This is a genomic window from Aquabacterium sp. (assembly GCF_035476535.1).
Classification (GTDB): domain Bacteria; phylum Pseudomonadota; class Gammaproteobacteria; order Burkholderiales; family Burkholderiaceae_C; genus Pseudaquabacterium.
In genome coordinates this window covers 1-21,887 of record NZ_DATILJ010000145.1, presented here as the reverse complement: position 1 = coordinate 21,887, position 21,887 = coordinate 1, and the positions used below count along the sequence as shown (strand labels likewise).

21 protein-coding genes, 1 tRNA gene and 1 pseudogene are annotated in these 21,887 nt (G+C 66.4%); 10 read left to right on the top strand and 13 right to left on the bottom strand.

Features of this window, described 5'->3' with window-relative positions:
* From VLK61_RS14580 to uvrC, 6 genes are all read right to left on the bottom strand, one after another.
* Positions 1 to 810 (bottom strand): SurA N-terminal domain-containing protein (locus tag VLK61_RS14580; RefSeq protein ID WP_325422334.1); only part of this gene is annotated, 810 nt, incomplete at its 3' end.
* Between the two features lie 124 nt (positions 811 to 934).
* Positions 935 to 1,010, bottom strand: a tRNA-Val gene (locus tag VLK61_RS14575).
* Between the two features lie 26 nt (positions 1,011 to 1,036).
* Complete coding sequence (locus VLK61_RS14570) at positions 1,037 to 1,309, bottom strand: HU family DNA-binding protein (protein WP_325422336.1); 273 nt, start codon at positions 1,307 to 1,309, stop codon at positions 1,037 to 1,039.
* Between the two features lie 258 nt (positions 1,310 to 1,567).
* Entirely contained in the window at positions 1,568 to 2,134 is a 567-nt protein-coding gene (pgsA, locus tag VLK61_RS14565) for a CDP-diacylglycerol--glycerol-3-phosphate 3-phosphatidyltransferase (protein WP_325422335.1), read from the bottom strand.
* A gap of 44 nt (positions 2,135 to 2,178) precedes the next feature.
* The gene (locus VLK61_RS14560) at positions 2,179 to 2,724 is read right to left on the bottom strand and encodes a hypothetical protein (RefSeq protein WP_325422333.1); all 546 of its coding nucleotides are present in this window, start codon (positions 2,722 to 2,724) and stop codon (positions 2,179 to 2,181) included.
* A gap of 10 nt (positions 2,725 to 2,734) precedes the next feature.
* Positions 2,735 to 4,717, bottom strand: a complete 1,983-nt coding sequence (gene uvrC, locus VLK61_RS14555; protein ID WP_325422332.1) for an excinuclease ABC subunit UvrC — start codon at positions 4,715 to 4,717, stop codon at positions 2,735 to 2,737.
* Between the two features lie 43 nt (positions 4,718 to 4,760).
* Between uvrC and earP the strand changes: the two genes are divergently transcribed.
* The 5 genes from earP (at position 4,761) to mnmC (ending at position 11,925) form a co-directional block, all read left to right on the top strand.
* On the top strand, positions 4,761 to 5,789 hold the full coding sequence (gene earP, locus VLK61_RS14550) for an elongation factor P maturation arginine rhamnosyltransferase EarP (protein ID WP_325422331.1): 1,029 nt from the start codon (positions 4,761 to 4,763) through the stop codon (positions 5,787 to 5,789).
* A 970-nt stretch (positions 5,790 to 6,759) separates the two neighbouring features.
* Positions 6,760 to 8,496, top strand: a complete 1,737-nt coding sequence (ltrA, locus tag VLK61_RS14545) for a group II intron reverse transcriptase/maturase (RefSeq protein ID WP_325422330.1) — start codon at positions 6,760 to 6,762, stop codon at positions 8,494 to 8,496.
* 145 nt (positions 8,497 to 8,641) lie between these two features.
* Positions 8,642 to 9,196 (top strand): elongation factor P, encoded by a 555-nt coding sequence (efp, locus tag VLK61_RS14540; RefSeq protein WP_325422329.1) that lies wholly within the window; start codon positions 8,642 to 8,644, stop codon positions 9,194 to 9,196.
* 93 nt (positions 9,197 to 9,289) lie between these two features.
* Positions 9,290 to 10,009 (top strand): hypothetical protein, encoded by a 720-nt coding sequence (locus VLK61_RS14535; protein WP_325422328.1) that lies wholly within the window; start codon positions 9,290 to 9,292, stop codon positions 10,007 to 10,009.
* Positions 10,006 to 11,925, top strand: coding sequence for an FAD-dependent 5-carboxymethylaminomethyl-2-thiouridine(34) oxidoreductase MnmC (gene mnmC, locus VLK61_RS14530; RefSeq protein ID WP_325422327.1), 1,920 nt, complete (start codon positions 10,006 to 10,008; stop codon positions 11,923 to 11,925). Before VLK61_RS14535 ends, mnmC begins: the two co-directional genes overlap by 4 nt.
* Here the strand turns inward: mnmC and rpiA are convergent.
* On the bottom strand, positions 11,903 to 12,568 hold the full coding sequence (gene rpiA, locus VLK61_RS14525; RefSeq protein WP_325422326.1) for a ribose-5-phosphate isomerase RpiA: 666 nt from the start codon (positions 12,566 to 12,568) through the stop codon (positions 11,903 to 11,905). The two genes, mnmC and rpiA, sit on opposite strands and share 23 nt — an antisense overlap.
* A 62-nt stretch (positions 12,569 to 12,630) precedes the next feature.
* Positions 12,631 to 13,068 (bottom strand): universal stress protein, encoded by a 438-nt coding sequence (locus VLK61_RS14520; RefSeq protein ID WP_325422325.1) that lies wholly within the window; start codon positions 13,066 to 13,068, stop codon positions 12,631 to 12,633.
* 146 nt (positions 13,069 to 13,214) lie between these two features.
* Between VLK61_RS14520 and VLK61_RS14515 the strand changes: the two genes are divergently transcribed.
* Positions 13,215 to 14,255, top strand: a complete 1,041-nt coding sequence (locus VLK61_RS14515) for a quinone-dependent dihydroorotate dehydrogenase (protein ID WP_325422324.1) — start codon at positions 13,215 to 13,217, stop codon at positions 14,253 to 14,255.
* Positions 14,256 to 14,384: 129 nt separating this feature from the next.
* The gene (locus VLK61_RS14510) at positions 14,385 to 15,650 is read left to right on the top strand and encodes an HD-GYP domain-containing protein (RefSeq protein ID WP_325422323.1); all 1,266 of its coding nucleotides are present in this window, start codon (positions 14,385 to 14,387) and stop codon (positions 15,648 to 15,650) included.
* Positions 15,651 to 15,654: 4 nt separating this feature from the next.
* Here VLK61_RS14510 and VLK61_RS14505 read toward each other — a convergent pair whose 3' ends face one another.
* Both VLK61_RS14505 and VLK61_RS14500 read right to left on the bottom strand, forming a co-directional pair.
* Positions 15,655 to 16,293, bottom strand: a complete 639-nt coding sequence (locus VLK61_RS14505; RefSeq protein ID WP_325422322.1) for a 3-oxoacid CoA-transferase subunit B — start codon at positions 16,291 to 16,293, stop codon at positions 15,655 to 15,657.
* 4 nt (positions 16,294 to 16,297) lie between these two features.
* A complete protein-coding gene (locus VLK61_RS14500; protein WP_325422321.1) occupies positions 16,298 to 17,005 on the bottom strand; it encodes a CoA transferase subunit A in 708 nt (235 codons plus the stop codon).
* A gap of 110 nt (positions 17,006 to 17,115) precedes the next feature.
* Here VLK61_RS14500 and VLK61_RS14495 point away from each other — a divergent pair, with 110 nt between their 5' ends.
* Positions 17,116 to 17,682 carry a PAS and helix-turn-helix domain-containing protein gene (locus VLK61_RS14495; protein ID WP_325422320.1) on the top strand — a complete coding sequence of 189 codons (567 nt, stop codon included), beginning with the start codon at positions 17,116 to 17,118 and terminating at the stop codon, positions 17,680 to 17,682.
* A gap of 97 nt (positions 17,683 to 17,779) precedes the next feature.
* On the opposite strand, the gene VLK61_RS14490 is transcribed toward VLK61_RS14495, so the two are convergent.
* The 3 genes from VLK61_RS14490 to VLK61_RS14480 are packed head-to-tail and all read right to left on the bottom strand — an operon-like array spanning position 17,780 to position 19,681.
* Positions 17,780 to 18,211: an acyl-CoA thioesterase gene (locus VLK61_RS14490; protein WP_325422319.1), complete on the bottom strand. Its 432-nt coding sequence runs from the start codon at positions 18,209 to 18,211 to the stop codon at positions 17,780 to 17,782.
* Positions 18,212 to 18,232: 21 nt separating this feature from the next.
* Complete coding sequence (locus tag VLK61_RS14485) at positions 18,233 to 18,892, bottom strand: YceH family protein (RefSeq protein ID WP_325422318.1); 660 nt, start codon at positions 18,890 to 18,892, stop codon at positions 18,233 to 18,235.
* A 6-nt stretch (positions 18,893 to 18,898) separates the two neighbouring features.
* Positions 18,899 to 19,681 (bottom strand): SDR family oxidoreductase, encoded by a 783-nt coding sequence (locus VLK61_RS14480; protein WP_325422317.1) that lies wholly within the window; start codon positions 19,679 to 19,681, stop codon positions 18,899 to 18,901.
* A gap of 203 nt (positions 19,682 to 19,884) precedes the next feature.
* Between VLK61_RS14480 and VLK61_RS14475 the strand changes: the two genes are divergently transcribed.
* Complete coding sequence (locus VLK61_RS14475; RefSeq protein ID WP_325422316.1) at positions 19,885 to 21,573, top strand: electron transfer flavoprotein-ubiquinone oxidoreductase; 1,689 nt, start codon at positions 19,885 to 19,887, stop codon at positions 21,571 to 21,573.
* Positions 21,574 to 21,591: 18 nt separating this feature from the next.
* Positions 21,592 to 21,887, top strand: a pseudogene (locus VLK61_RS14470) (hypothetical protein); the annotation flags it as partial.

Sequence of the window (21,887 nt, the reverse complement as noted above, 5' to 3'; positions counted from 1 at the left end):
TGCGCGGCGTTCTTCTGCCGCGGTGTAACGTGTGGCGTTTTCGTCGTAGTACTTGCGCAGGTCTTCGTCCTTGACGGCAATGCCCTTCTTCAGAGTCTCGAGGTCCAGCACCACGTAGTCGATGGTGGCCTGCTCGGGCGCTCGGAAGTCGGCTTGATGCGCCTTGTAGTAGGCCTCGACTTCGGCGTCGCTGGGGTTCACCTTGGGCAGGTAGGAGGCGATGTCAAAACGCGCGTAGCGGATCTCGCGCTGCTGCAGCAGCGCATCGAGCGCACTGCTGACCACGGCGTTGGGCGCCACCGCACTGTCGGTCACGGCACTCAGGACTTGGCGTACCGACAGGTCCTGACGCAGCCGCTCGGCGAACCCGCTCGAACTCATCCCTTGCGCGGCCAGGATCTCCTTGTTGATGCTGCCATCAGGATTGCGCACGCTCGCGAACTGCGAATCGGTCTTGAAGAGCCGCTCCAGCATGTCATTGCTGATGGTCAGGTGCGCACGTTGTGCCGCCACCAACATGACCCGCTCGCGCACCAGGCCTTCCAGCGTCTCGGCGCGCGCGGCCGGTGAGTCCAGCAGCTTGGCATCGATGGTCGGCATCTGGCGGCGCACGCGCTCGGCCTGCTGGCGATGCGCTTCATCCCATTCGTTCTGCGTGATGCCCTGGCCATCGACCTTGGCCACGTTCTGGGCTTTGCCTTCGGAGAACGACGAGTAGCCTTGCACGCCGACGAACACGAACGACGGCAGGATCACGATCAACAGCAGCAATTGCAGCAGCTTGGTATGCGAGCGAACGAAATCGAACATGGATAGCCCAGTGAGAGCACCTCGCACCGGTCACGGCCAGCGAACGCGAAAAAGGCGAACCGCGGTTCGCCTTGTGGGGTTCCAGGCCGCATCAGTTGCGACAGCGGGAACGGGATTCTAGCGGTGGTGGGTGCTGACGGGTTCGAACCGCCGACCTACGCCTTGTAAGGGCGCCGCTCTACCAGCTGAGCTAAGCACCCAACGCTTGCAATACCCGGTGCTGTCGTCAGTTGACAGCGTCCTTCAGGCCCTTGCCGGCCCGGAACTTCGGCACCTTGGCAGCCTTGATCTTGATGGCAGCGCCGGTGCGTGGATTACGGCCACTGCGAGCCGCCCGTTTGCTGACGGCAAAGGTGCCGAAGCCGACGATCGAAACGCTGCCGTTCTTTTTCAATGTGGTCTTTACGCCCCCGATCAGGGCCTCCAACGCCCGCGTGGCCGCGGCCTTGGAGATGTCCGCCTGTTTGGCAATGTGCTCGATCAGCTCAGACTTGTTCACGAAGTAACCCCCTCTCAATGCCCCAAAGGTGTCTCGATGAATTCGGTGGGACGGCGGCCTTGGCCAAGCGCCGCGTTCTTTTGCAGCACCGAGCGCGGTGTTCCGCGTCTTCTTCATTACAGCGGCGCCTCAGGGCAGTGTCAAGCGCGAGGGTGCGATTCTATGCGTAATCATTCCCTGCAAAGAGGACGCCGGACCGTTGCAATCTGTGCGCCTCAGGCACATGGTGTGCCGCTGGATTCACAAACCGTTGCCGACTCAGCGCGCCTTGGCGCGGATCTCGGGCAAGGCCTTCTGCAGGTAGTACACCATCGACCAGATGGTCAGCACGGTGGCGATCAACAGCAGCACCATGCCCCACAACCGTGTGTCGACGAAGCCGAACAGGCGGCCGTCATACAGCAGGAACGGGATCGCCACCATCTGCGTCGTCGTCTTCAGCTTGCCGAGCATGTGCACAGCCACGCTGCGCGAGGCGCCGATCTGCGCCATCCACTCACGCAGCGCGGAGATCGCGATCTCGCGGCCAATGATCACCAGCGCGATCAAGGCACTCACCCGGTCCAGTTGCACCAGCACCAGCAGCGAAGCACAGACCAGGAACTTGTCGGCCACCGGATCGAGGAAGGCACCGAAGGCCGAGGTCTGGTTCAACCGGCGGGCCAGCCAGCCGTCGGCCCAATCGGTCAGCGCGAACACGATGAACATCACCGTGGCGACCAGATTGCGCATGCCTTCGGAAATGGGCAGCGAGAACACGCCGATGATCAACGGAATCGCGACGATGCGCGTCCATGTCAGCAAGGTCGGCAGCGTGAGGAACATGCCGGCCATTGTGCCGGACTAATGGCCGGCCCCTTGCCTGAGATCTAGAGATCGAGGCTGCGCGGCTTGAAGCGTCTATCGTCGTTGAACAGGAAGACTTCGGAGAAACGCCAAGGCCGCGGCAGGTGCCGCACATCGCCGAACGGTGCCGCGCGGTGTACCGCATCGATGGCCAGTTGCACCGTGTCGAGGGCCTGCCTCGGCTTGCGCAGCACCGTGACACGCCGCACGCTGCCATCGGCGTTGAGCTCGATCTCGAGCACCGGAATGGCCAGCAAGGGCTCGGGCACCGGCCCGTCGTAGCTGCCGGCCTTGCTGGCCGCCACGATGCGATGGGCGGCCTGCATGCGGTAGTCGTCCCAATCGACGGCGCGGCGCTGCGACGGCAGCGCAGGCGGCGGTGCGGGTGCACGTGCCGCGGGGGCGGCCGGTGCGGGAGCGGGTGTCGCGACGACCACCGGTGGCGCCGAAGGCGGTGGTGGGCTCGAACACCCGGCGGCCAGCATCAGCGCGAACAGCCCCGGGCAAACGCCCCTGATCTTGCGCCGCCGAGCCACTGGCGCTGCCTCCTTGAGGAGCCAGGGGGTCACGGTGGTGGGTCTAGTGCAGCGCACGATAAATGGTCTCCGCGAGTTCATGGGAAATGCCGTCGACGCTGGCCAGATCGTCGACGCTGGCCGCCGTGACACCGCGCACGCCGCCAAAGCGCTGCAGCAAGCGTGCGCGCTTCTTCGGTCCGACGCCAGCAATTTCTTCGAGGCGGCTGCCGCCGGTGCGCACGCTCGCGCGCCGCGCCCGCATGCCGGTGATCGCGAAGCGGTGCGCCTCATCGCGGATCTGCGCCACCAGCATCAGCGCGGCCGAATCATGGCCGAGATAACTCTTCTCACGACCATTGGCAAACACCAGTTCTTCGAGGCCGACCTTGCGGCCCTCGCCCTTCTCGACGCCGACGATCAAGGACAGATCCAGCCCGAGTTCGGTGAAGACCTCCCGCGCCATCGACACCTGGCCGCGGCCACCGTCGACCAGCACCAGGTCCGGCAAGCGCTGGCCGCGCACGGCGGTGTTGACGGTGCCGGCGCTGGGCGCATCCGGCGCGGCCATCGCTTCAGCCAGCTTGGCGTAGCGCCGCGTCAGCACCTGGCGCATCGCCGCGTAGTCATCGCCGCCGGTCACTCCCTCGATGTTGAAGCGGCGGTATTCGTTGTTGCGCATCGCATGATTCTGGTAGACAACGCAGGAGGCCAAGGTCGATTCGCCGGCCGTGTGGCTGATGTCGAAACACTCGATGCGAAATGCGTCGAGGTCCGGCACCGCCAGGTCCAGCGCATCCACCAGCGCACGCGTGCGTTCTCGCTGCGAGCCTTCTTCGGCCAGCAGCCGCGCCAGCGCGATCTCGGCGCCCTTCTCGGCCATTTCCAGCCACACGCGGCGCTGCTCGCGCGGCTGGTGCTGGGCGCTGATGCGAATGTCGGTCTGCTCGGACAAAGCCTCCAGCAAGCTGGCTTCCACAGCATGGCTCAGCACCAGCGCGGGTGGTGGCGCCACGCTGAGATAGTGCTGCGCGATGAAGGCTTCGAGCACCTGCTGCTCGACCGACATGGCCTCGGCACGCTCTTCCGCCTCGTCGGCCGACAGGCTGGTGGCGTCTTCGACGTGCGCCGGAAAGTAAGCCCTGTCGCCCAGGTGCCGGCCACCGCGCACCATCGCCAGGTTCACGCAGGCGCGCCCGCCCTGCACCCGCACGGCCAGGATGTCGACATCGCGGTCGCGTGCCGACAGGCTGCTCTCTTCGACCGATTGCTGATGCAGCACACGCGACAGCGCCGATATCTGGTTGCGAACCTCGGCCGCGCGCTCGTACTCCAGCGCATCGGCGTAGTCCATCATCTGCGCCTGCAGGGTCGCGATCACCTCCTCGGCATCACCGCGCAGGAAGCGCTCGGCATGCGCCACGTCGCGCGCATAGTCGGCCGGCGAAATCAAACCGACACACGGGCCCGAGCAACGGCGGATCTGGTACAGCAGACAGGGCCGCGACCGGTTGGCGAACACCGTGTCTTCGCAGGTGCGCAGGCGAAACGCCTTCTGCAGTAGCAGGATCGACTCCTTCACTGCCCAGGCCCCCGGGTAGGGGCCGAAATAAGTGTGCTTGCGGTCGACCGCGCCGCGGTAGTAGGCCACGCGCGGAAACGGGTGCGAGACCAGCTTCAGGTACGGGTAGCTCTTGTCGTCCCGGAACAGGATGTTGAACTTCGGGTTCAGCGTCTTGATCAGGTTGTTCTCGAGCAGCAGCGCCTCTGCCTCGGTGCGCACCACCGTGGTCTCCATGCGCGCGATGCGGCTGATCATGTGGCCGATGCGCGTGCCGCCATGGTCCTTGTGGAAGTAGCTGGAGACACGCTTCTTCAGGTTGCGTGCCTTGCCGACATACAGCACCTGGTCCTGCGCATCGAAGTAGCGGTAGACGCCGGGCAGGCTGGACAAGGCCGCCACCTCGGCCAGCAAGCGCTCGCGCGAAGCGCTGGTGGCACTGTTGATGTCGGCTGCAGTGTCGCTGGGGATGGGTGTCTCGCTCATCAGCCTGCAATTCTGCCGTGATCGCCGATTCGATAATCACCGCATGGTCTGGGATCTGTTCTGCCGGGTGGTCGACAACTTCGGCGATGTGGGCGTCTGCTGGCGGTTGGCGGCGGGGCTGGCCGCGCGTGGCGAATCGGTCCGGCTGTGGATCGACGATGCCTCGGCCTTGACCTGGATGGCGCCGCGGGGCACGGAAGGCGTTCAGCCCTTGCTGTGGGCAGATGCTGAACATGCCGAACCCGCCGATACAGTGATCGAAGCCTTCGGCTGCGATCCGCCCTCGGCCTTCATCGCCCGCATGGCGCGGCGCACAGCCGCGCCGGTGTGGATCAACCTGGAGTACCTCAGCGCCGAAGCCTATGTCGAGCGTTCCCATGGCCTGCAGTCGCCGCAGTTCAGCGGGCCCGGTGCCGGCCTGAACAAGTGGTTCTTCTACCCCGGATTCAACGCCCGCACCGGCGGCCTGCTGCGCGGCACTTCGGCACCGCCCTGTCCCGAGCACTGGCTGGCCCAGCACGGTTGGGCGCGGCAAGCGCAGGAGCAGGTGGTGGTGCTGTTCTGCTACGACACGACCGCCCTGCCCGACCTGTTGCAGCAACTGGCCGCGCAGCCGACGCTGCTGCTGGCAGCCCCCGGCCCGGCGCAGCAGGCGCTGAGCCAGATCAGGCCTCCGACCGGTGTTCGCACCATCGCGCTGCCCTGGCTGGCCCAGACCGAGTTCGACCAGCTGCTGCACTGCACCGACCTGAACCTCGTGCGCGGGGAGGACTCCTTCGTGCAGGCGCAGTGGCCGGGCGTGCCCTTCATCTGGCAGCTCTATCCGCAGGCCGATGGTGCGCATGCCGCCAAGCTTGAGGCCTTCCTCGATCGCTTCCTCAGCTTGACCGAGTTCGTCGACGGCCCGGCCCTGCGACAGGCCTGGCGCGCCTGGAACGGCCTGGGCGCCTGGCCCGAGCGACTGCCACCGCGCGCTGCCTGGCAGCAGGCCGCGACAGCCTGGCGCGACAGCCTGCGCAGGCAACCGGACCTGATCACCCAGCTGCAATCGTTCGTTGCCGAAAGGCGATAGAATTCAAGGCTTTGGTGCGACACGTTTGTGTTGCTCTCCCTAGCTGCGGGGTTACGCAGCCCTAGAGCAGAGCGGCCTTTCGAGGTCGTTCCCGGGTTGAGATACCCGGCATGAGGATCAGCCGCTGGCTGATCGCGGGCGCAAGCCCGGCGGAGGACACTCGCGCAACCGCGCGGGAAGAGACTTCGGGCAGCCCCGAGGCCTCAGATGCGACTCGCACGGATGTTGAGTGCAGGAGCCACGTCGGGAGACGGAATTCGTTCTCCGAAGAGCAGCAATGTCTTTGCTTGCCTTGTCACGCTTGGCCATGGCCATGCCGTGACCTGTTGTGCGATCAACAGTAGCCTACGACGGCAGGCAGAACCGGTAACGGCTCTGTCTGAAGCCCGTCCGACAACGTTTCCCACCTCAGTGGCGTTCATGTCCCGCGAGGGCGCGACCGGACTCTGCCAGCAGGAGGGCGGATGAGGAACCAGGCTAGTTCTGCATGGGTAACACATGTGAATCATCGACTGAACCCGGGTCAGAATTGAATGGCCAAACCTGCTGTCAGGCCATAGCCAAAACGGCATGTCGCCGAGATGCGCTTGTCAAAGCTGAGCGCACATCGCTCGAAGGCGACCCCGGGAGAGATGGACCCTAAACAGATAGACATCGCGGATCAATACCGCGCTGTCGGCAAGCAGAGGAACGTGGTAAGCCCCACCGTCTGCCCGCACGCTTCGGCGTGCGGGCAGGGAAGCCGCAAGGCGACCTGTCGGGCGAGGGGGTATGGGATAGTGGAAAAAGCGAACGCCCGGCTGTAATCGTCGGGATAGGGGTTCAGACTTTGCCCCGCTGCGAAAGCAGGCCCACTTCCACATGGTGCAACCGTCGCGAGCCGGTTGTTGAGTTCTACACCCCGAAGGGATGCGCGTCGTCCCTCCGGGGCCCGACGTGCGTCCTCGACGGGTCGACCAACGAGGAAAGCATGGAAGAGATCATCGCCAACGATGGTTCTGCGTCCTCGCACGCGCCGAACGGCTGGCAGTCCATTGACTGGCGCCGGGTCGAGCGGCACGTGAGAACGATGCAGATGCGGATAGCGAAGGCGACGCAGGAAGGCGATTGGCGCCGGGTGAAAGCCCTGCAACGGTCGCTGACCCGCTCGTTCACCGCCAGGTCACTGGCGGTGAGGCGAGTGACAGAGAACCAAGGCAAGCGGACGGCAGGCGTCGACCGCGAGCTGTGGGATACGCCGACCCGCAAATGGGAGGCTGTCAGCGCGTTGAAGCAGCAAAGGGGATATCGACCGCAGCCGCTGCGGCGGGTCTTCATCCCCAAGGCGAACGGCAAGGAGCGCCCGCTGGGCATTCCGACGATGAAGGACCGGGCGATGCAGGCTCTCCACCTGCTGGGTCTGGAGCCCGTCGTGGAGTCGCAGAGCGATCCGAACAGCTACGGCTTCCGGCGCAATCGCTCAACGGCCGATGCCATGAGTCAGTTGTTCGTGTGCCTGTCCCGGAAGGCTTCGGCCCCCTGGGTACTGGAAGCGGACATCGAGGGCTGTTTCGACAATTTCAGCCACGAGTGGCTGGTCAACCGGGTCCGCATGGACAAGGTGATCCTGAGCAAGTGGCTGAAGGCGGGAGTGGTCTACAAGGGCCAACTGGCAAGCACCGAAGCGGGTACGCCGCAAGGCGGCATCATTTCGCCAACCCTGGCGAACGTTGCATTGAACGGGCTGGAAACGGGACTGCTGTCGCACCTGCGTGCGACGGTGGGAGCGTCGAAGGTCCAGAGACTGAAGGTCAATGTGGTCCGGTACGCCGATGACTTCGTGATCACGGGAGCGTCGCAAGACCTCCTCGAGAACGTAGTCCGGCCGTGGGTGGAAGCGTTCCTCGCCCAACGAGGATTGCGACTGTCGCCGGCCAAGACCCGAGTCACGCACATCGACCAGGGGTTTGATTTCCTGGGGTGGAATTTCCGGAAATACTCGGGAACGCTGCTGATCAAGCCGAGCAAGAAGAACGTGCAAGCGTTCTACGGCAAGGTGCGGGAGATCGTGAAGGGCAATCTGGCGGTGAAACAGGCGGACCTGATACGGCTGCTGAATCCAGTCTTGCGAGGCTGGGCTCAGTACCACCACCCGGTGGTCGCCAAGGAGACGTTCAACAGACTCGACTCGCTGCTCTGGTGGCGGTTGACGCGTTGGACACGTCGCAGGCATCCGAAAAAGAGCCCGACATGGGTGGCCCAGAAGTACTGGCCGACCGTGGAAGGAAGGACCGAGTTCGCATCGCGGACGGAGTCGGAAGGTGGCGAACCGCGCTGGACGCGTCTGTATCGGCTCGCCGATACGGAGATCGTTCGGCATCGGAAGGTCATGGGGGACTACAACCCCTTCGACCCCCGGTGGGAAGCGTACGGCGAAGACCTGCGCGCGAAGCGCCTGCTGAAAAGCATGGCGTACCGCAAGCAGTGGGCGACGCTGTACCTCTCGCAGCAGGGCAAGTGCGCCCGGTGCGGTGAGGCCATCACGGAGGAAACGGGTTGGCACGACCACCACCTGGTAGCCCGGGTGGAGGGCGGGTCAGACGCGATGTCGAACCGAGTGCTCTTGCACCCGGTGTGCCATGTGCAGTTGCATGGCCTTGGTTTGAAGGTTGTGAAGCCGGCCTCTGAACGAGGCTTAGGGCCCGCGTCGAAGCAGTGCTCATGTTAGACTTGTGAGCTTTGCGGGGCGTGGACTAGTGCTGTGCTTGAGCCGGATGCGGTGAAAGCCGCAAGTCCGGTTCTTAGGGGGGGATGGGTCAGAAATGACTTGTCCCTACCCTCCCTTCAATTCGTCCGGAATCCAAGGTCCACCCATGAAAATCGCTCAAGAAATCCGCGCCGGCAACGTCATCATGCAGGGCAAGGATCCGTGGGTCGTGCTCAAGACCGAATACTCCCGCGGCGGCCGCAACTCCGCCACGGTGCGCATGAAGCTGAAGAGCCTGCTCAATAGCAGCGGCACCGAAGTCGTCTTCAAGGCCGACGACAAGATGGACCAGATCGTGCTGGAGAAGAAGGAGTGCACCTACACCTACTTCGCCGACCCGATGTATGTGTTCATGGACACCGAATACAACCAGTTCGAGGTCGAGGCCGAGAACATGGGCGACGCAATCCAGTACCTCGAAGACGGCATGGCGGTCGAAGTGGTGTTCTACGACGGCAAGGCCATTTCGGTGGAACTGCCGACCTCGGTGGTGCGCGAAATCACCTGGACCGAACCCGCCGTGAAGGGTGATACCTCCGGCAAGGTGCTCAAGCCCGCGAAGATCGCCACCGGCTTCGAGATCCCCGTGCCGATCTTCGTTGCGCAAGGCGACAAGATCGAAATCGACACCCGCACGCACGAGTACCGCAAGCGCGTCTGAGCACGGCTCGCGCGGTCACCAAACAGGGCACTGCGGTGCCCTTTTTCGTGGCCGGTGATACCGTGGTGCGCCCTTCGCCACCACCTGACCGATATGCCGTCCCCGTCGGCCCACGACGCGTCACCCGCGGCTCCAGCACTGGAGCGGCCGCTGGCCATGCAGGCCACGCACCTGACGCCAACCGTTGCACCGCAGCGCGGCCATGCCGGTCACCTGCGCGAGAAGCAGGCGGTGTTCGCGGCTTTCGCGGAACAAGCCCTGGTGGCCGAACCCGGCTTCGACCCCTGGCCGGCACTGGACACGCTGGCGGCGCTGGCCGGCCATGAACACCCGCAGGCCTTCATCGTGCAAGGACGCCGGTGGTCGGCGCCGTGGCTGGGCTGGACCATCGACGACAGCGCCCAGGTGGTCGACCACCACGGCGGCTGGCCCGAACTGGGGCCGCAGCTGGAGGCGCTACCACCGCCCTGGCGACATGCCGCACTGCTGTCGCTGGCGTTTGCCGAAGACTTCCTGATCATCGACGCGGGAACCCTTCGCGTGCGCTGGATCGCCGCTGCCCTGCCCTCGGGTTGGGCGCCGGAAGCCCAACTCGGCCGACCCTGGCACCGCGCGATGCCGGCTGAGGGCACAGAGTGCATCAGCGGCGGCCGCAGCGTCTCGCCGCGCCTGCATGCCCACCCGCTGCGCATCGACACGGTGGAGACCCCGGGCCGCCGCTGGTGGCGCAGCGAGCGCTGCACCTGCATCGCCGTGCCGCAGCAGCCCCAGCGCATCCTGACGCTGCGCGTCGAGACGCAGTTGCTGCCGTGAACTTCGGCCCGCTGCAGCCGGCACGCATCGATTTCTCCGAGCCCGGCGTGCCACGCTCGGCCGCGTACGATGACGTCTATCACACGCAGACCGGCGCGTTGGGACAGGCCCGCCATGTCTTCCTCGGCGGCAACGGCTTGCCGGGGCGCTGGGCGGGTCGGCCCTCGTTCGTCGTGCTGGAAACCGGTTTCGGGCTGGGCAACAACTTCCTCGCCACCTGGGCGGCCTGGCGGGCCGATGGGCAGCGTTGCGATCGGCTGATCTACGTCGCGATCGAAAAGCACCCGCCGCTGCGGCCCGACCTCGCCCGCGCTCATGCGACATCCCAGCTGCCGGACCTGGCCGATGAGCTGCTAAGGTCCTGGCCGCCGCTAACACCGGATATCCACGTCATCGACTTCGAGCAAGGCCGCCTTCGGCTGCTGCTGGTACTGGCCGACGTGGCCGCGGCCCTGCCCGAACTGGTGGCCTCGGTCGACGCGTTCTACCTCGACGGTTTTGCGCCCAGCCGCAACCCCGAGATGTGGGACCGCTACCGGCTGCGCAGCCTCGCCCGGCTGGCGGCACCGGGTGCCACGGTGGCCACCTGGAGCGTCGCACGCGAGCTGCGGGAGGGCCTGAGCAGCGCCGGCTTCGAGGTCGGCAAGGCACAAGGCTTCAGCGGCAAGCGCGACATGACGGTGGGCCGCTTCGCGCCGCGCTTCGTGGCGCCGGCGCCGCCCGGCCGGCGGGCGATGAAGGCCCCGCGGGTGGCAGTGGTCGGTGCCGGCCTGGCCGGCGCGGGCGTGGCGCGCGCCCTGGCCGCATCCGGTGTCGCGGTCGAGGTGCTCGAGGGCCGGGCCGATGCCGCGCTGGCCACCTCGGGCAACGCCGGCGGGCTGTTCCACGGCATCGTGCATGGCCACGACGGCCCGCACGCCCGCTGGCTGCGGGCGGCGGCCCTGCTGGCCCAGCGCCTCATCGCACCGGCGATCCGCGCCGGCGAACTGCCCGGTCATATCGGCCTGCTGCGCGGCGAGAGCAGTTTGGCGCGCGAGGCCATGCAATCACTGCTCGATGCACAAGCGCTGCCGCCCGATTGGGTGCAAGCCCTGTCGGCCGACACCGCCAGCGCGCAAGCCGGCCTGCCGTGGCGCGGGCCCGCCTGGTTCTACCCTGGCGGGGGCTGGGTCGCACCAGCCGCGCTGGTGCGCCAGTGGCTGCACGCCGAGCGCATCAGGCTGCGGGCGAATCGACCGGTCGCGCACTTGCAGCGCGGCGACGCCGCCTGGTTGCTGCTGGACGCGGCCGGCCGCACGATCACCGATGCCGACGCGGTGGTGCTGGCCAATGGCGCTGACGCGATGCGGCTGCTCGGGCAGCCGCCCTGGCCGTGGCAGGCGCTGCGTGGGCAGGTCAGCCTGCTCGCCGGTGATGTGCCCCGCCTGCCGCTGCCGCTGGCCGACAAGGGCTATGCACTGCAATTGCCGGACGGCCGCGTGCTGTGCGGCGCCACCTCCCAGGCCGACGATGACGGTGCCGAGTCGCGCGATGCCGACCATGCGGCCAACCTGGCCACGCTGCAACGCCTGACCGGCTGGTCCGCCGCGAACCACGCGATAACACTCGAAGGCCGCGTCGGCTGGCGCATGCAGACGGCCGACCGCCTGCCGCTGCTGGGCCCGGTGCCGCTGCCGGGCGGCGCGGCGCCGACCCGCGCCGACCAGCCCCGCTTCATCGAGCGCCTACCCGGCCTTTACGTCGCCAGCGGTTTCGGCTCCCGCGGCATCACCCATGCCGCCCTGGCCGGCGAGGTGCTGGCGGCCTGGATCACCGGCGCACCGATGCCGGTGCCGGCCAGCCTGCTGGACGCTGTCGACCCGGCGCGCTTTGCCGCGCGTTCCGCGGCACGCCTCAATCGAAAGCCAGGGTCCTGACACCGCTCTCGGTGCCCAGCAGGCAGATGCGCGCCCGATGCCGCGCAAAGATGCCCACCGTCACGACGCCCGGCCACTGGTTGATTTCGGCCTCCATCGCCAGCGGATCGCTGATGTGCAGACCGCGCACGTCGAGGATCTGGTTGCCGTTGTCGGTGATCACGCCGGCGCGCAGCGTGGCCGCGCCGCCGTAGGCCGATGCCAGGCGGCGCGCCACCTGGGCCGCCGCCATCGGGATCACCTCCACCGGCAACGGGAAGGCGCCAAGCACGGCCACCTGCTTGGATGCATCGGCAATGCAGACAAAACGCTCGCTCAGGTCGGCGACGATCTTTTCGCGCGTTAGCGCCGCGCCGCCACCCTTGATCATGTGGCCGTGCGGATCGATCTCGTCGGCACCGTCGATGTAGACCGGCAGGTGCTCGACCTCGTTGGCTTCGAACACGCGAATGCCATGCGCCAGCAAGCGTTCGGTGCTCTTGACGGAACTGGACACCGCTCCTTGAATGCGATCCTTCATCGTCGCCAGCGCGTCGATGAAGTGGTTGACGGTGGAGCCGGTGCCGACACCAACAACGGTGCCGGGCACCACGTGGTCCAACGCGGCGCGCCCGACGAGGGCCTTGAGTTCATCCTGGGTCATCGGTGCAGAGTCCGTGGCTAGCCTGGGCCCGCATTATCCCGGACGGGCCCCAGGATCCGGCGTCAGCGCAGCACCAGCACCGGCAGCTTGCTGTGCGTCAGCACCTTCTGCGTCTCGCTGCCGACCAGCAGCGCCTGCATGCCGCGGCGGCCATGCGAGGCCATCACGATCAAGTCGCAGCTGCGCTGCTCGGCGCAGCGGATGATCGCCTCGTAGGGGTGATCGGCCCGCACCAGAACGGTCTCGCAGGGCACGTCCAGTTCCTTCGCGGCGCGCTCGATCGACGCCAGGTAGGCCTCCGCATGCGCCTGGCAGTCGCGCTCGTACACCTCGCGTGTGTCCTCGATCATTTCGACGTTGTACGAGAACAGGTGGAAGGGGTGCATGACATGCAGCCCGGTCACCCGGGCCTTGCCTTCGCGGGCGAACCCCAGCGCCTTGCGGATCGCCGCCTCGGAAACCGCGGAACCATCGGTGGGTAACAGCAGGTTCTTGAACATGATGAGCTCCTTGCTGCAGGGCCGGGACAGGAGGCCGCGGACAGGCCGCCTCCGATGCCAACGCTACGCCCGGCGCAGGACGAAAGCAACAGCCGTTCGTCCAAGGGGCTCTGAGACAATCGCGCGCCCTCCTCACTGCGCCAACCATGGCATTCGTCCCCTACGCCCTCGCCCGCCCTTTTCTGTTCGGACTGGATGCCGAACGTGCCCACGAACTGACGCTGGACGCTATCGCCGCGCTGCAGAACACGCCGGCGCAATGCCTGTGGTCGCAGCGCCGTGTCGACGACCCGGTGACGCTGGCGGGGCTGCGCTTCCCGAACCGCATCGGCATGGCCGCCGGCCTGGACAAGAACGGTCGCTGCATCGATGGCCTGGGCGCGATGGGCTTCGGCTTCATCGAGGTCGGCACGGTCACGCCGAAGGGCCAGCCCGGCAACCCGAAACCGCGCATGTTCCGCCTGCCGCAGGCCGACGCGCTGATCAACCGCCTGGGCTTCAACAACCAGGGCCTGCCGGCCTTCCTGGCCAACGTGCAGCGGTCCCGCAGCTTTCGTGCGGCCGGTGGCGTGCTGGGCCTGAACATCGGCAAGAACGCCAGCACGCCGATCGAGAACGCGCAGCACGACTACCTGCTGGGGCTGGAGGGCGTCTACCCGCATGCCGACTACGTCACCGTCAACATCTCCAGCCCGAACACGCAGAACCTGCGCGCCTTGCAGAGCGATGACGCGCTCGATGGCCTGCTCGGCGCACTGCAGTCCCGCCGCCAGGCCCTGGCCCAGACGCACCAGCGCAGCGTGCCGATGTTCCTGAAGATCGCGCCGGACCTGGATGAGCGCCAGGTCGGCATGATCGCCGCCACGCTGCGCAAGCACGGCCTCGATGGCGTGATCGCCACCAACACCACGATCGCGCGCAGCGCGGTGCAAGGCCTGCCGCATGCCGACGAACAAGGCGGCCTTTCGGGCGCGCCGGTGCGCGAAGCCAGCAACCGCGTGATTGCCCAGTTGCGCAGCGCCTTGGGCACCGGCTTCCCGATCATCGGCGTCGGCGGCGTGATGAGCGCCGCCGACGCGCGCGCCAAGCGCGAAGCCGGGGCTGACCTGGTGCAGGTCTACACCGGGCTGATCTACCGCGGCTCGGCCCTGGTGCCGGCCTGCGCCGCCGCGCTGGCGAATCGATAAAACCGTTTGCTGCAGTGCGCGCGGCGTGACTTTGTGCTGCGGAAGCTGTCGGGCCTTCTCGATCGGGCGCTGCTGAGACCCCCGCTGTCAGCCGACATGAATCACAAGCCTCCTCGCATCGGGACTCCTTTGAATTCATCGGCCGGCGCCTTCCTGCAGACCAACCCGTTTGCACTGCTGACCCTCAGCAATGCCTGCGCACACCAGACCATCGTCGCGTCGCGCGACATCGTCGACCATCAAGGGACCAAGCTCTGGGCACGCGACCTCCAGGTCACCCCGGCCTTGCACCAACGCCTGATCCAGCGCCGGCTGCAGCAGCCGCTGGAGACCTCGCTGCGCGTCGAAGACGGCGTGACGACCGAGACGCTGGTGCACGAACTGACGCGGCTGATCGACGGCGACGACCCCCTGACCAACCTGTTCCGGCCCTGCGCCACGGCCTTGCTCAGCGGCGTGAAGACCTTGCCGCTGCATCCCGTGGTGCAGCTGCTGCTGACCGCCGCGCAGCAGATCACGCCGGCCAGCTACCAGCACGCGCTGCGCGCCACCGCGCTGGCCGGTGCCCTGGCCTGGCACGCCAAGGCGCCGACGGCCTTCCTGCAGCGGGCCATGCTGGTCGGCCTGCTGCACGACATCGGCGAGATGTACGTCAACCCCGCGTACCTGCAGGCTGGCCGACAGCTGGACTTGGGTGAATACCGCCAGCTGGCGGCCCACCCGCATGTCGGCGCGATGCTGCTGGCACAGATGACCGACTACCCGCCGGAGATCGCCCGCGCGGTGTGTGAACACCATGAGCGGCTGGACGGCACCGGCTACCCCTTTCAATTGCTGGGCGCTTCGCTGTCGCCGCTGGGCCAGCTGATGTCGGTGGCCGAACTGGTGCTGGGCATCGTCGACCAGCGGCCGCATGCGGCGGCGCGCGCCAGCTTTGCGCTGAAGTTCGTGCCCGGCGAGTTCTCCGGCCTGTGGGCCGGGCCGGTGACGCATTGGGCCGATACCGAACCGAGCACGGAACCCGACGCCGCACAGGCCGGCGCGGCGATCGCGCAGCTGGGTACCCTGGACGGCGGCCTGCAGCGCATGCAGGCCAAGGCCGAATCGGTGGCCGACTCGCTGGACGGCGCGGCGCAGCGCGTGGCCCAGCGCGCCGCCCATCGCCTGCGCCGGCTGCGCATCGCGTGGAATGCGATGGGCTTGTGGTCGCTGCCCGAATCGGCCATCGAGCCGCAGGAGCGCTTCGACATCGCGCTGGCGATGAGCGAGCTGCGCTACCGCATCGGCACCATCGGCCGCGACTGCCTGTGGCCGGAAACCGACCAGACCGTGCAGGCCGATGCGCGGCTGGTGCCGCTGTGGCTCACGCTGGCCTCGGCCGGCAAGTCGAAATAACAGATCAGATCAGCGGCACGCCGGTCTTGGTCTGCAGTTCCTCGGCCGTCACGCCGGGCGCCATCTCGACCACTTTCAGCCCGTCCGGCGTCACATCCATCACCGCCAGGTCGGTGATGATGCGGTTGACGACCCCGATGCCGGTCAGCGGCAGCGTGCACTTCGGCAGGATCTTCAGGTCGAAGCCGCCGTCCTTGCGGCGCGCCGTGTGCTCCATCAGCACCAGCACGCGGGCCACGCCGGCGACGAGGTCCATCGCGCCGCCCATGCCCTTGACCATCTTGCCGGGGATCATCCAGTTGGCGATGTCGCCGCTGGCAGTGACCTGCATCGCGCCCAGGATCGACAGGTTGATCTTGCCGCCGCGGATCATCGCGAAGCTGTCGTGCGAGCCGAAGATCGACGAGCCGGCAATCGTCGTGACGGTCTGCTTGCCGGCATTGATCAGGTCGGCGTCGACCTGGTCCTCGGTCGGGAACGGGCCGATGCCGAGCATGCCGTTTTCGCTCTGCAGCCAGACCTCGATGTCCGGGCTGACGAAGTTGGCCACCATCGTGGGCAGGCCGATGCCGAGGTTGACGTAGAAGCCGTCCTGCAGCTCTTGGGCCGCGCGCGCGGCCATTTGGTCGTGGGTCCAGGCCATGGCGTCAGGCTCCTGCTTTTTCAGTGATCGTGCGTTTTTCGATGCGCTTTTCCGGCGTCGTGTTCAGCACGATGCGGTGCACGTAGATGCCGGGCAGATGGATCGCATCCGGCGCCAGACTGCCGGTCTCGACGATCTCTTCGACCTCGACGATCGTCGTGCGGCCGGCCATCGCCACCGCCGGGTTGAAATTGCGCGCGGTCAGGCGGAACACCAAGTTGCCGCTCTTGTCGGCCTTCCAGGCCTTGACCAGCGAGACCTCGGGCACCAGCGAGCGCTCCATCACGTAGGTGTGGCCATCGAACTCGCGCAGTTCCTTGCCTTCGGCGACCAGCGTGCCGACGCCGGTGCGGGTGAAGAAGGCCGGGATGCCGGCGCCGCCGGCGCGCAGCTTCTCGGCCAGTGTGCCTTGCGGCGTGAATTCCAGTTCCAGTTCACCGGCCAGGTACTGGCGCTCGAACTCCTTGTTCTCGCCGACGTAGCTGGAGATCATCTTCTTGATCTGCCGCGTCTCCAGCAGCTTGCCGAGGCCGAAGCCGTCGACACCGGCGTTGTTCGAGATCACCGTCAGGTTCTTCTTGCCGCTGTCACGCAGCGCATCGATCAGCGCCTCCGGAATGCCGCAGAGGCCGAAGCCGCCAACCGCCATCAGCTGGCCGTCCTGCACGACGCCTTGCAGGGCCGCCGCAGCGCTGGGAAAGATCTTGTTCATGCCGGTGTTTCCTGGGGAATCGGAAGCCGCGAAGCTTAATACTTAATCGATTAAGTAGGTGCTACGTAAAATCGCCTAAACACAAGCCCACGGAAGGATCGACAGAGGCCATGACCCCGCCGATCGAACTCGACTACCGCATCGCCTTCGACCAGGCACCCATTGGCCTGGTGCTGTCGCGCCAGCGCAAGATCGTCGATTGCAACCAGCAGCTGCTGGCGATGTTCGGCGCCGAACGCGAGCAGCTGATCGGCCAGTCCTTCGCCGTGCTTTACCCCACGCCGGACGAGTTCCAGCGCACGGGAGAGCGCATCATGGCCAGCCTGGATGCGCAGGGCCGCTATGCCGATGAACGGGTGATGAAGCGGCTGGATGGCGCGATGCGCGGCGAGCTGTTCTGGTGCCACGTGACCGGCCGCTCGCTGGACCCGAGCGAGCCGCATGCCGCCGGCATCTGGGCCTTCGAGGACCTGTCGTCGCGGCGCAAGCTGCGGGTGGAGTTCACGGCGCGCGAACGCGAGATCGCCGCGCTGCTGATCGATGGCCTGACGAGCAAACAGATCGGCAAGAAGCTGGTGATCAGCCCGCGCACGGTCGATGTCTACCGCGCACGTTTGATGCGCAAGGTGGGTGCGGCCACCACGCCGGAGCTCGTCAACAAACTGCTGTCGGGCTGATCAACGACGCATGAACCCGGCCCGCCAAGCAGGGGCCGAGGATCCGGCTCTGCCGGTCCACCGGCGCCGCCCCCTTGAGGGGGAAGCGCCGAAGGCGCTACGGGGGTGGGGCATTCAGCATCGCCCGGATCTCATCCGGCAGCGGCACCGACTTCTGCGCCCGGAAATCGGTCCACACCACGGTCGCGCCGCCGGTGGCGTGAATCAGCCCGGGCATGTCGGTGCGCTCCAGCGTGGCGTAGGTGTCGATGGTGCTGCGGCCCATCTCGCCGACGTAGTGCCTGGCCAGCACCTCACCCGGATACTCCAGCTGGCGGATGAAGCTGCAGAACGCATTGATGATCACCGGTCCGATGCCGTCGGCATCCGGCTGGCAGCCGATGCTGCGAAACCAGTCGATGCGCAGGCTCTCGAGGTAGCGGAAGTAGACGGTGTTGTTGACATGGCCCATCGCATCCATGTCGCCCCAGCGGATGGGGATCACCATCTCGAAGGTCAGCTTCTTCTTCTCAGGCAGGTCGAATCGCATCGCGTGAGGGTCGGGGCCAGATCATGCCGCCGGGTCGATGCCCAGTTCGCTGGCCATGCGCAGCACCAGCGCGCGCAGCGCGGCCAGCTCTTCGGCCTGGCGCGCCAACTCGGACTTCAACGACACCAGTTCGCCGACGGTGATGCGGTCGTCGTCCGATCCCATCGCCGCGCTGCCGCCGGCCGGCATCTGCACCTCGCCACACAGCATGTGGGCCCAGCGGGCTTCACGCGCACCGGGCGCACGCGGCAGCAGCACCGCACGCGGCGGGAAGCGGTCGGCCAATTCCTGCAGGAAGCCTTCGACCGACGAGATGTCGGCAAATCGGTGCAGCCGCTCGCAGTTGGCGCGCAGTTCGGCGGCTGTCTGCGGGCCGCGCAGCATCAGCACGGCCAGCAGCGCCCCCGCCTGGCTGGGCACCGCAACACCGCGCGCCATGTTGTGCTCGTAGCGCGTCACGCGGCTGCTGCTGCCTTCGAACACCAGGCTCTGGCTCTTGAGCCCATCGATCGCGGCCAGCACATCCGGCTCGCTGGCATTGATCACCGGATCACGTGCGGTCTTCTGGTTGCAACCGGCCACCAGCGAGTTCAGCGACAGCGGGTAGGTGTCCGGCACCGTCGCCTGCTTCTCGACCAGCACGCCCAGCACGCGGGCTTCCAACGGGGTCAGCGCACGCATCGGCGCCTAAGCTCCAAAACCATCGTCCGCGGAGAGTACCGCGCCATTGATGAAGCGGCTCTCGTTCGCGCACAACATCATCAGCGCCGCGTCCAGGTCCTTGGGCTCGCCAACGCGCTTGCGCGGTGTCATCGCAATCAGCTTCTGGCCGGCTTCGGTGTGCCAGTGGTGGTGGTTGATCTCGGTGTCGATGTAGCCCGGGCACAGCGCGTTGACGTTGATGCCGAACTTGCCCCACTCCAGCGCCATCGCGCGGGTCATGTGCACCACCGCGGCCTTGCTCATGCAGTAGACGCCGATCTGGCTCAGCACCCGCAAGCCGGCCATCGACGCGACATTGACGATGCGCCCGCCGGTGAAGGTGCCGGGCGCCGCACCGCGTGAGCGCGCGATCATGCGTTTGGCCACTTCCTGCGCGACGAAGAAGGCACCCTTAGTGTTGGTGTCCAGCACGTAGTCGTAATCTTCCGGCGTCACGTCGACCAGCTTCTGCGTGGTGCTGACGCCGGAGTTGTTGACCAGGATGTCGATGGTGCCCATCTCGGTTTCGGCATGCGCCACGGCGGACTTGATGCTGTCCGGATCGGTGACGTCCAGCGCCACCACGTGCGCATCACCCCCCTCCGATTCCAGTTCGGCGCGCAGCGTCTTCAGGCGCTCGATGCGCCGGGCTGCGAGCACCACGCCGGCACCGGCCTGGCTCAGCGTGCGTGCGAACTGCGCGCCCAGGCCGCCGGACGCGCCGGTGATGAAGGCCACGCGGCCGGAGAGATCGATGTTGTAGCTCATGGGACTGCGTTCATTCGGGTGTCGTGCTGGCACGATAGCACGCGTGCCCGCGGGCTCGATGACCCGCACGTCAGCCATCGGGCACAGCCGGAAGCCCGTGATCAGGTCTTCATTCAACGGGAACACAAAAAAGCACGGTCGTTCTATTTTTGACCTGTCACGCGTAGAATCCCGCCCAACTTTCACGCCCCGGACCTGCACCCATGACACCTCAGGAGCTCCTCGAACAACACGGCCCGCGCGAGGCCATGGACTACGACGTGGTCATCGTCGGCGGTGGTCCCGGCGGCATGGCCACGGCCATCCGCCTGAAGCAGCTGGCAGCGGCTGCCGGCAAGGAGATCTCGGTGGTCGTGCTCGAGAAGGGCTCGGAGCCTGGCGCGCACATTCTCTCCGGCGCGGTGATGGATCCGATTGCCCTGAACGAGTTGATGCCCGACTGGAAAGAAAAAGGCGCACCGCTGAACCAGCCGGTCACCGAGGATCTGATCCTGTTTCTCGCCGGCGACGGCGGCACCGCGACGACACCGGACTACTTGGTGCCGCACTGCTTCCACAACCATGGCAACTACGTCGTTGCACTGGGCGCCGTCGTCAAATGGCTGGGCGAGCAGGCCGAGGCCTTGGGCGTCGAAGTCTTCCCCGGCTTCACCGCCGCCGAGGTGCTATATGACGACAAGGGCGCCGTGCGTGGCGTGGCCACCGGCAACCTGGGGCTGGGCAAGGACGGTGAGCCGACCGAGAACTTCCAGCTCGGCATGGAGCTGACCGGCAAGTACACGATCTTTGCCGAAGGCGCACGCGGCCATCTTGGCAAGCAGCTGATCGCCAAGTACAAGCTGGACCAGGGTCGCGATGCGCAGAGCTTCGGCATCGGCATCAAGGAGTTGTGGGAAGTGCCGGCCGACAAGGCCAGGCCCGGGCTGGTGGTGCACACCGCCGGCTGGCCGATGGAAGACGACACCTTCGGCGGCGGCTTCCTCTACCACCTGGAAGGCAACAAGGTCACGCTGGGCTTCGTGCTCGGGCTCGACTACAAGAACCCGTGGATGAGCCCGTTTGACGAGATGCAGCGCTGGAAGACCCACCCTGCGATCCGCCAGCACATCGAAGGCGGCAAGCGCATCGGCTACGGTGCACGCGCCATCAACAACGGCGGCATCCATGCGCTGCCGAAGACCGTGTTCCCGGGCGGTGCGCTGATCGGCTGCGATGCGGGTTACCTGAATGCCTCGCGCATCAAGGGCAGCCACGCGGCGATCAAGACCGGCATGCTGGCTGCAGAAGCGGCTTTCGATGCAGTGACCAGCGGCCGCTCACATGACGAACTATCGGCCTACCCCGCCGCGTTCGAAAAGAGCTGGCTCTACGAAGAACTGCAGGCCACCAAGAACTTCAAGCTGTGGTTCAAGAAGGGCAAGCTGATCGGCCAGCTGATGACCGGCATCGAGCAATGGCTGCTGCCCAAGCTGGGCATCAAGGCGCCGCCGTGGACCTTGCACTCGAGCACGCCGGACCACCTGTCGCTGAAACCCGCCAAGGAATGCGCGCCCATCGTCTACCCGAAGCCCGATGGCAAGATCAGCTTCGACAAGCTCTCGTCGGTGTTCGTCAGCAACACCAACCATGAAGAGAACCAGCCGGCGCACCTGACTCTGAAGGACCATAGCGTCCCGGTCAACATCAACCTGGCCCAATACGCCGGCCCCGAGAGCCGCTACTGCCCGGCCGGCGTCTACGAGTTCGTGAAGAACGACGACAACACCGACCGGCTGCAGATCAACGCGCAGAACTGCGTGCACTGCAAGACCTGCGACATCAAGGACCCGACGCAGAACATCGTCTGGGTCACGCCCGAAGGCGGCGGCGGCCCCAACTACGTCGGCATGTAAGGCCGGCGCACCGTCGCAATGACGCTGCGCGAACAATTCCACTTGCCGACCGGCCGGCGCCTGGCCTTCTGGGGCCTGCTGGTCGTGCTGCTGGCGGGGCTCCTGTGGCTGGTGGTGCGCTATGTCAGCCCCTCGCCGCCGCGCTCGCTGGTGATGAGCACCGGCGTCACCGATGGCGCCTACCACCGCTTCGGCCTGCGCTACCAGGAGATCCTGCGTGCCAATGGCATCACCCTGAAGCTGATGCCATCCAGCGGCGGCATGGAGAACATCCGCCGCCTGAACGACGGCACGGTGTCGGTAAGCTTCGTGCA

What these genes read in the sequence shown, in the direction of transcription:
- pgsA (WP_325422335.1), bottom strand. Translation starts at nt 2,134, where the DNA reads ATGTTCCTCACGCTGCCGACCTTGCTGACATGGACGCGCATCGTCGCG.
- uvrC (WP_325422332.1), bottom strand. Translation starts at nt 4,717, where the DNA reads ATGAGCGAGACACCCATCCCCAGCGACACTGCAGCCGACATCAACAGT.
- earP (WP_325422331.1), top strand. Translation starts at nt 4,761, where the DNA reads ATGGTCTGGGATCTGTTCTGCCGGGTGGTCGACAACTTCGGCGATGTG.
- ltrA (WP_325422330.1), top strand. Translation starts at nt 6,760, where the DNA reads ATGGAAGAGATCATCGCCAACGATGGTTCTGCGTCCTCGCACGCGCCG.
- efp (WP_325422329.1), top strand. Translation starts at nt 8,642, where the DNA reads ATGAAAATCGCTCAAGAAATCCGCGCCGGCAACGTCATCATGCAGGGC.
- VLK61_RS14535 (WP_325422328.1), top strand. Translation starts at nt 9,290, where the DNA reads ATGCCGTCCCCGTCGGCCCACGACGCGTCACCCGCGGCTCCAGCACTG.
- rpiA (WP_325422326.1), bottom strand. Translation starts at nt 12,568, where the DNA reads ATGACCCAGGATGAACTCAAGGCCCTCGTCGGGCGCGCCGCGTTGGAC.
- VLK61_RS14520 (WP_325422325.1), bottom strand. Translation starts at nt 13,068, where the DNA reads ATGTTCAAGAACCTGCTGTTACCCACCGATGGTTCCGCGGTTTCCGAG.
- VLK61_RS14515 (WP_325422324.1), top strand. Translation starts at nt 13,215, where the DNA reads ATGGCATTCGTCCCCTACGCCCTCGCCCGCCCTTTTCTGTTCGGACTG.
- VLK61_RS14505 (WP_325422322.1), bottom strand. Translation starts at nt 16,293, where the DNA reads ATGGCCTGGACCCACGACCAAATGGCCGCGCGCGCGGCCCAAGAGCTG.
- VLK61_RS14500 (WP_325422321.1), bottom strand. Translation starts at nt 17,005, where the DNA reads ATGAACAAGATCTTTCCCAGCGCTGCGGCGGCCCTGCAAGGCGTCGTG.
- VLK61_RS14495 (WP_325422320.1), top strand. Translation starts at nt 17,116, where the DNA reads ATGACCCCGCCGATCGAACTCGACTACCGCATCGCCTTCGACCAGGCA.
- VLK61_RS14490 (WP_325422319.1), bottom strand. Translation starts at nt 18,211, where the DNA reads ATGCGATTCGACCTGCCTGAGAAGAAGAAGCTGACCTTCGAGATGGTG.
- VLK61_RS14485 (WP_325422318.1), bottom strand. Translation starts at nt 18,892, where the DNA reads ATGCGTGCGCTGACCCCGTTGGAAGCCCGCGTGCTGGGCGTGCTGGTC.
- VLK61_RS14480 (WP_325422317.1), bottom strand. Translation starts at nt 19,681, where the DNA reads ATGAGCTACAACATCGATCTCTCCGGCCGCGTGGCCTTCATCACCGGC.
- VLK61_RS14475 (WP_325422316.1), top strand. Translation starts at nt 19,885, where the DNA reads ATGACACCTCAGGAGCTCCTCGAACAACACGGCCCGCGCGAGGCCATG.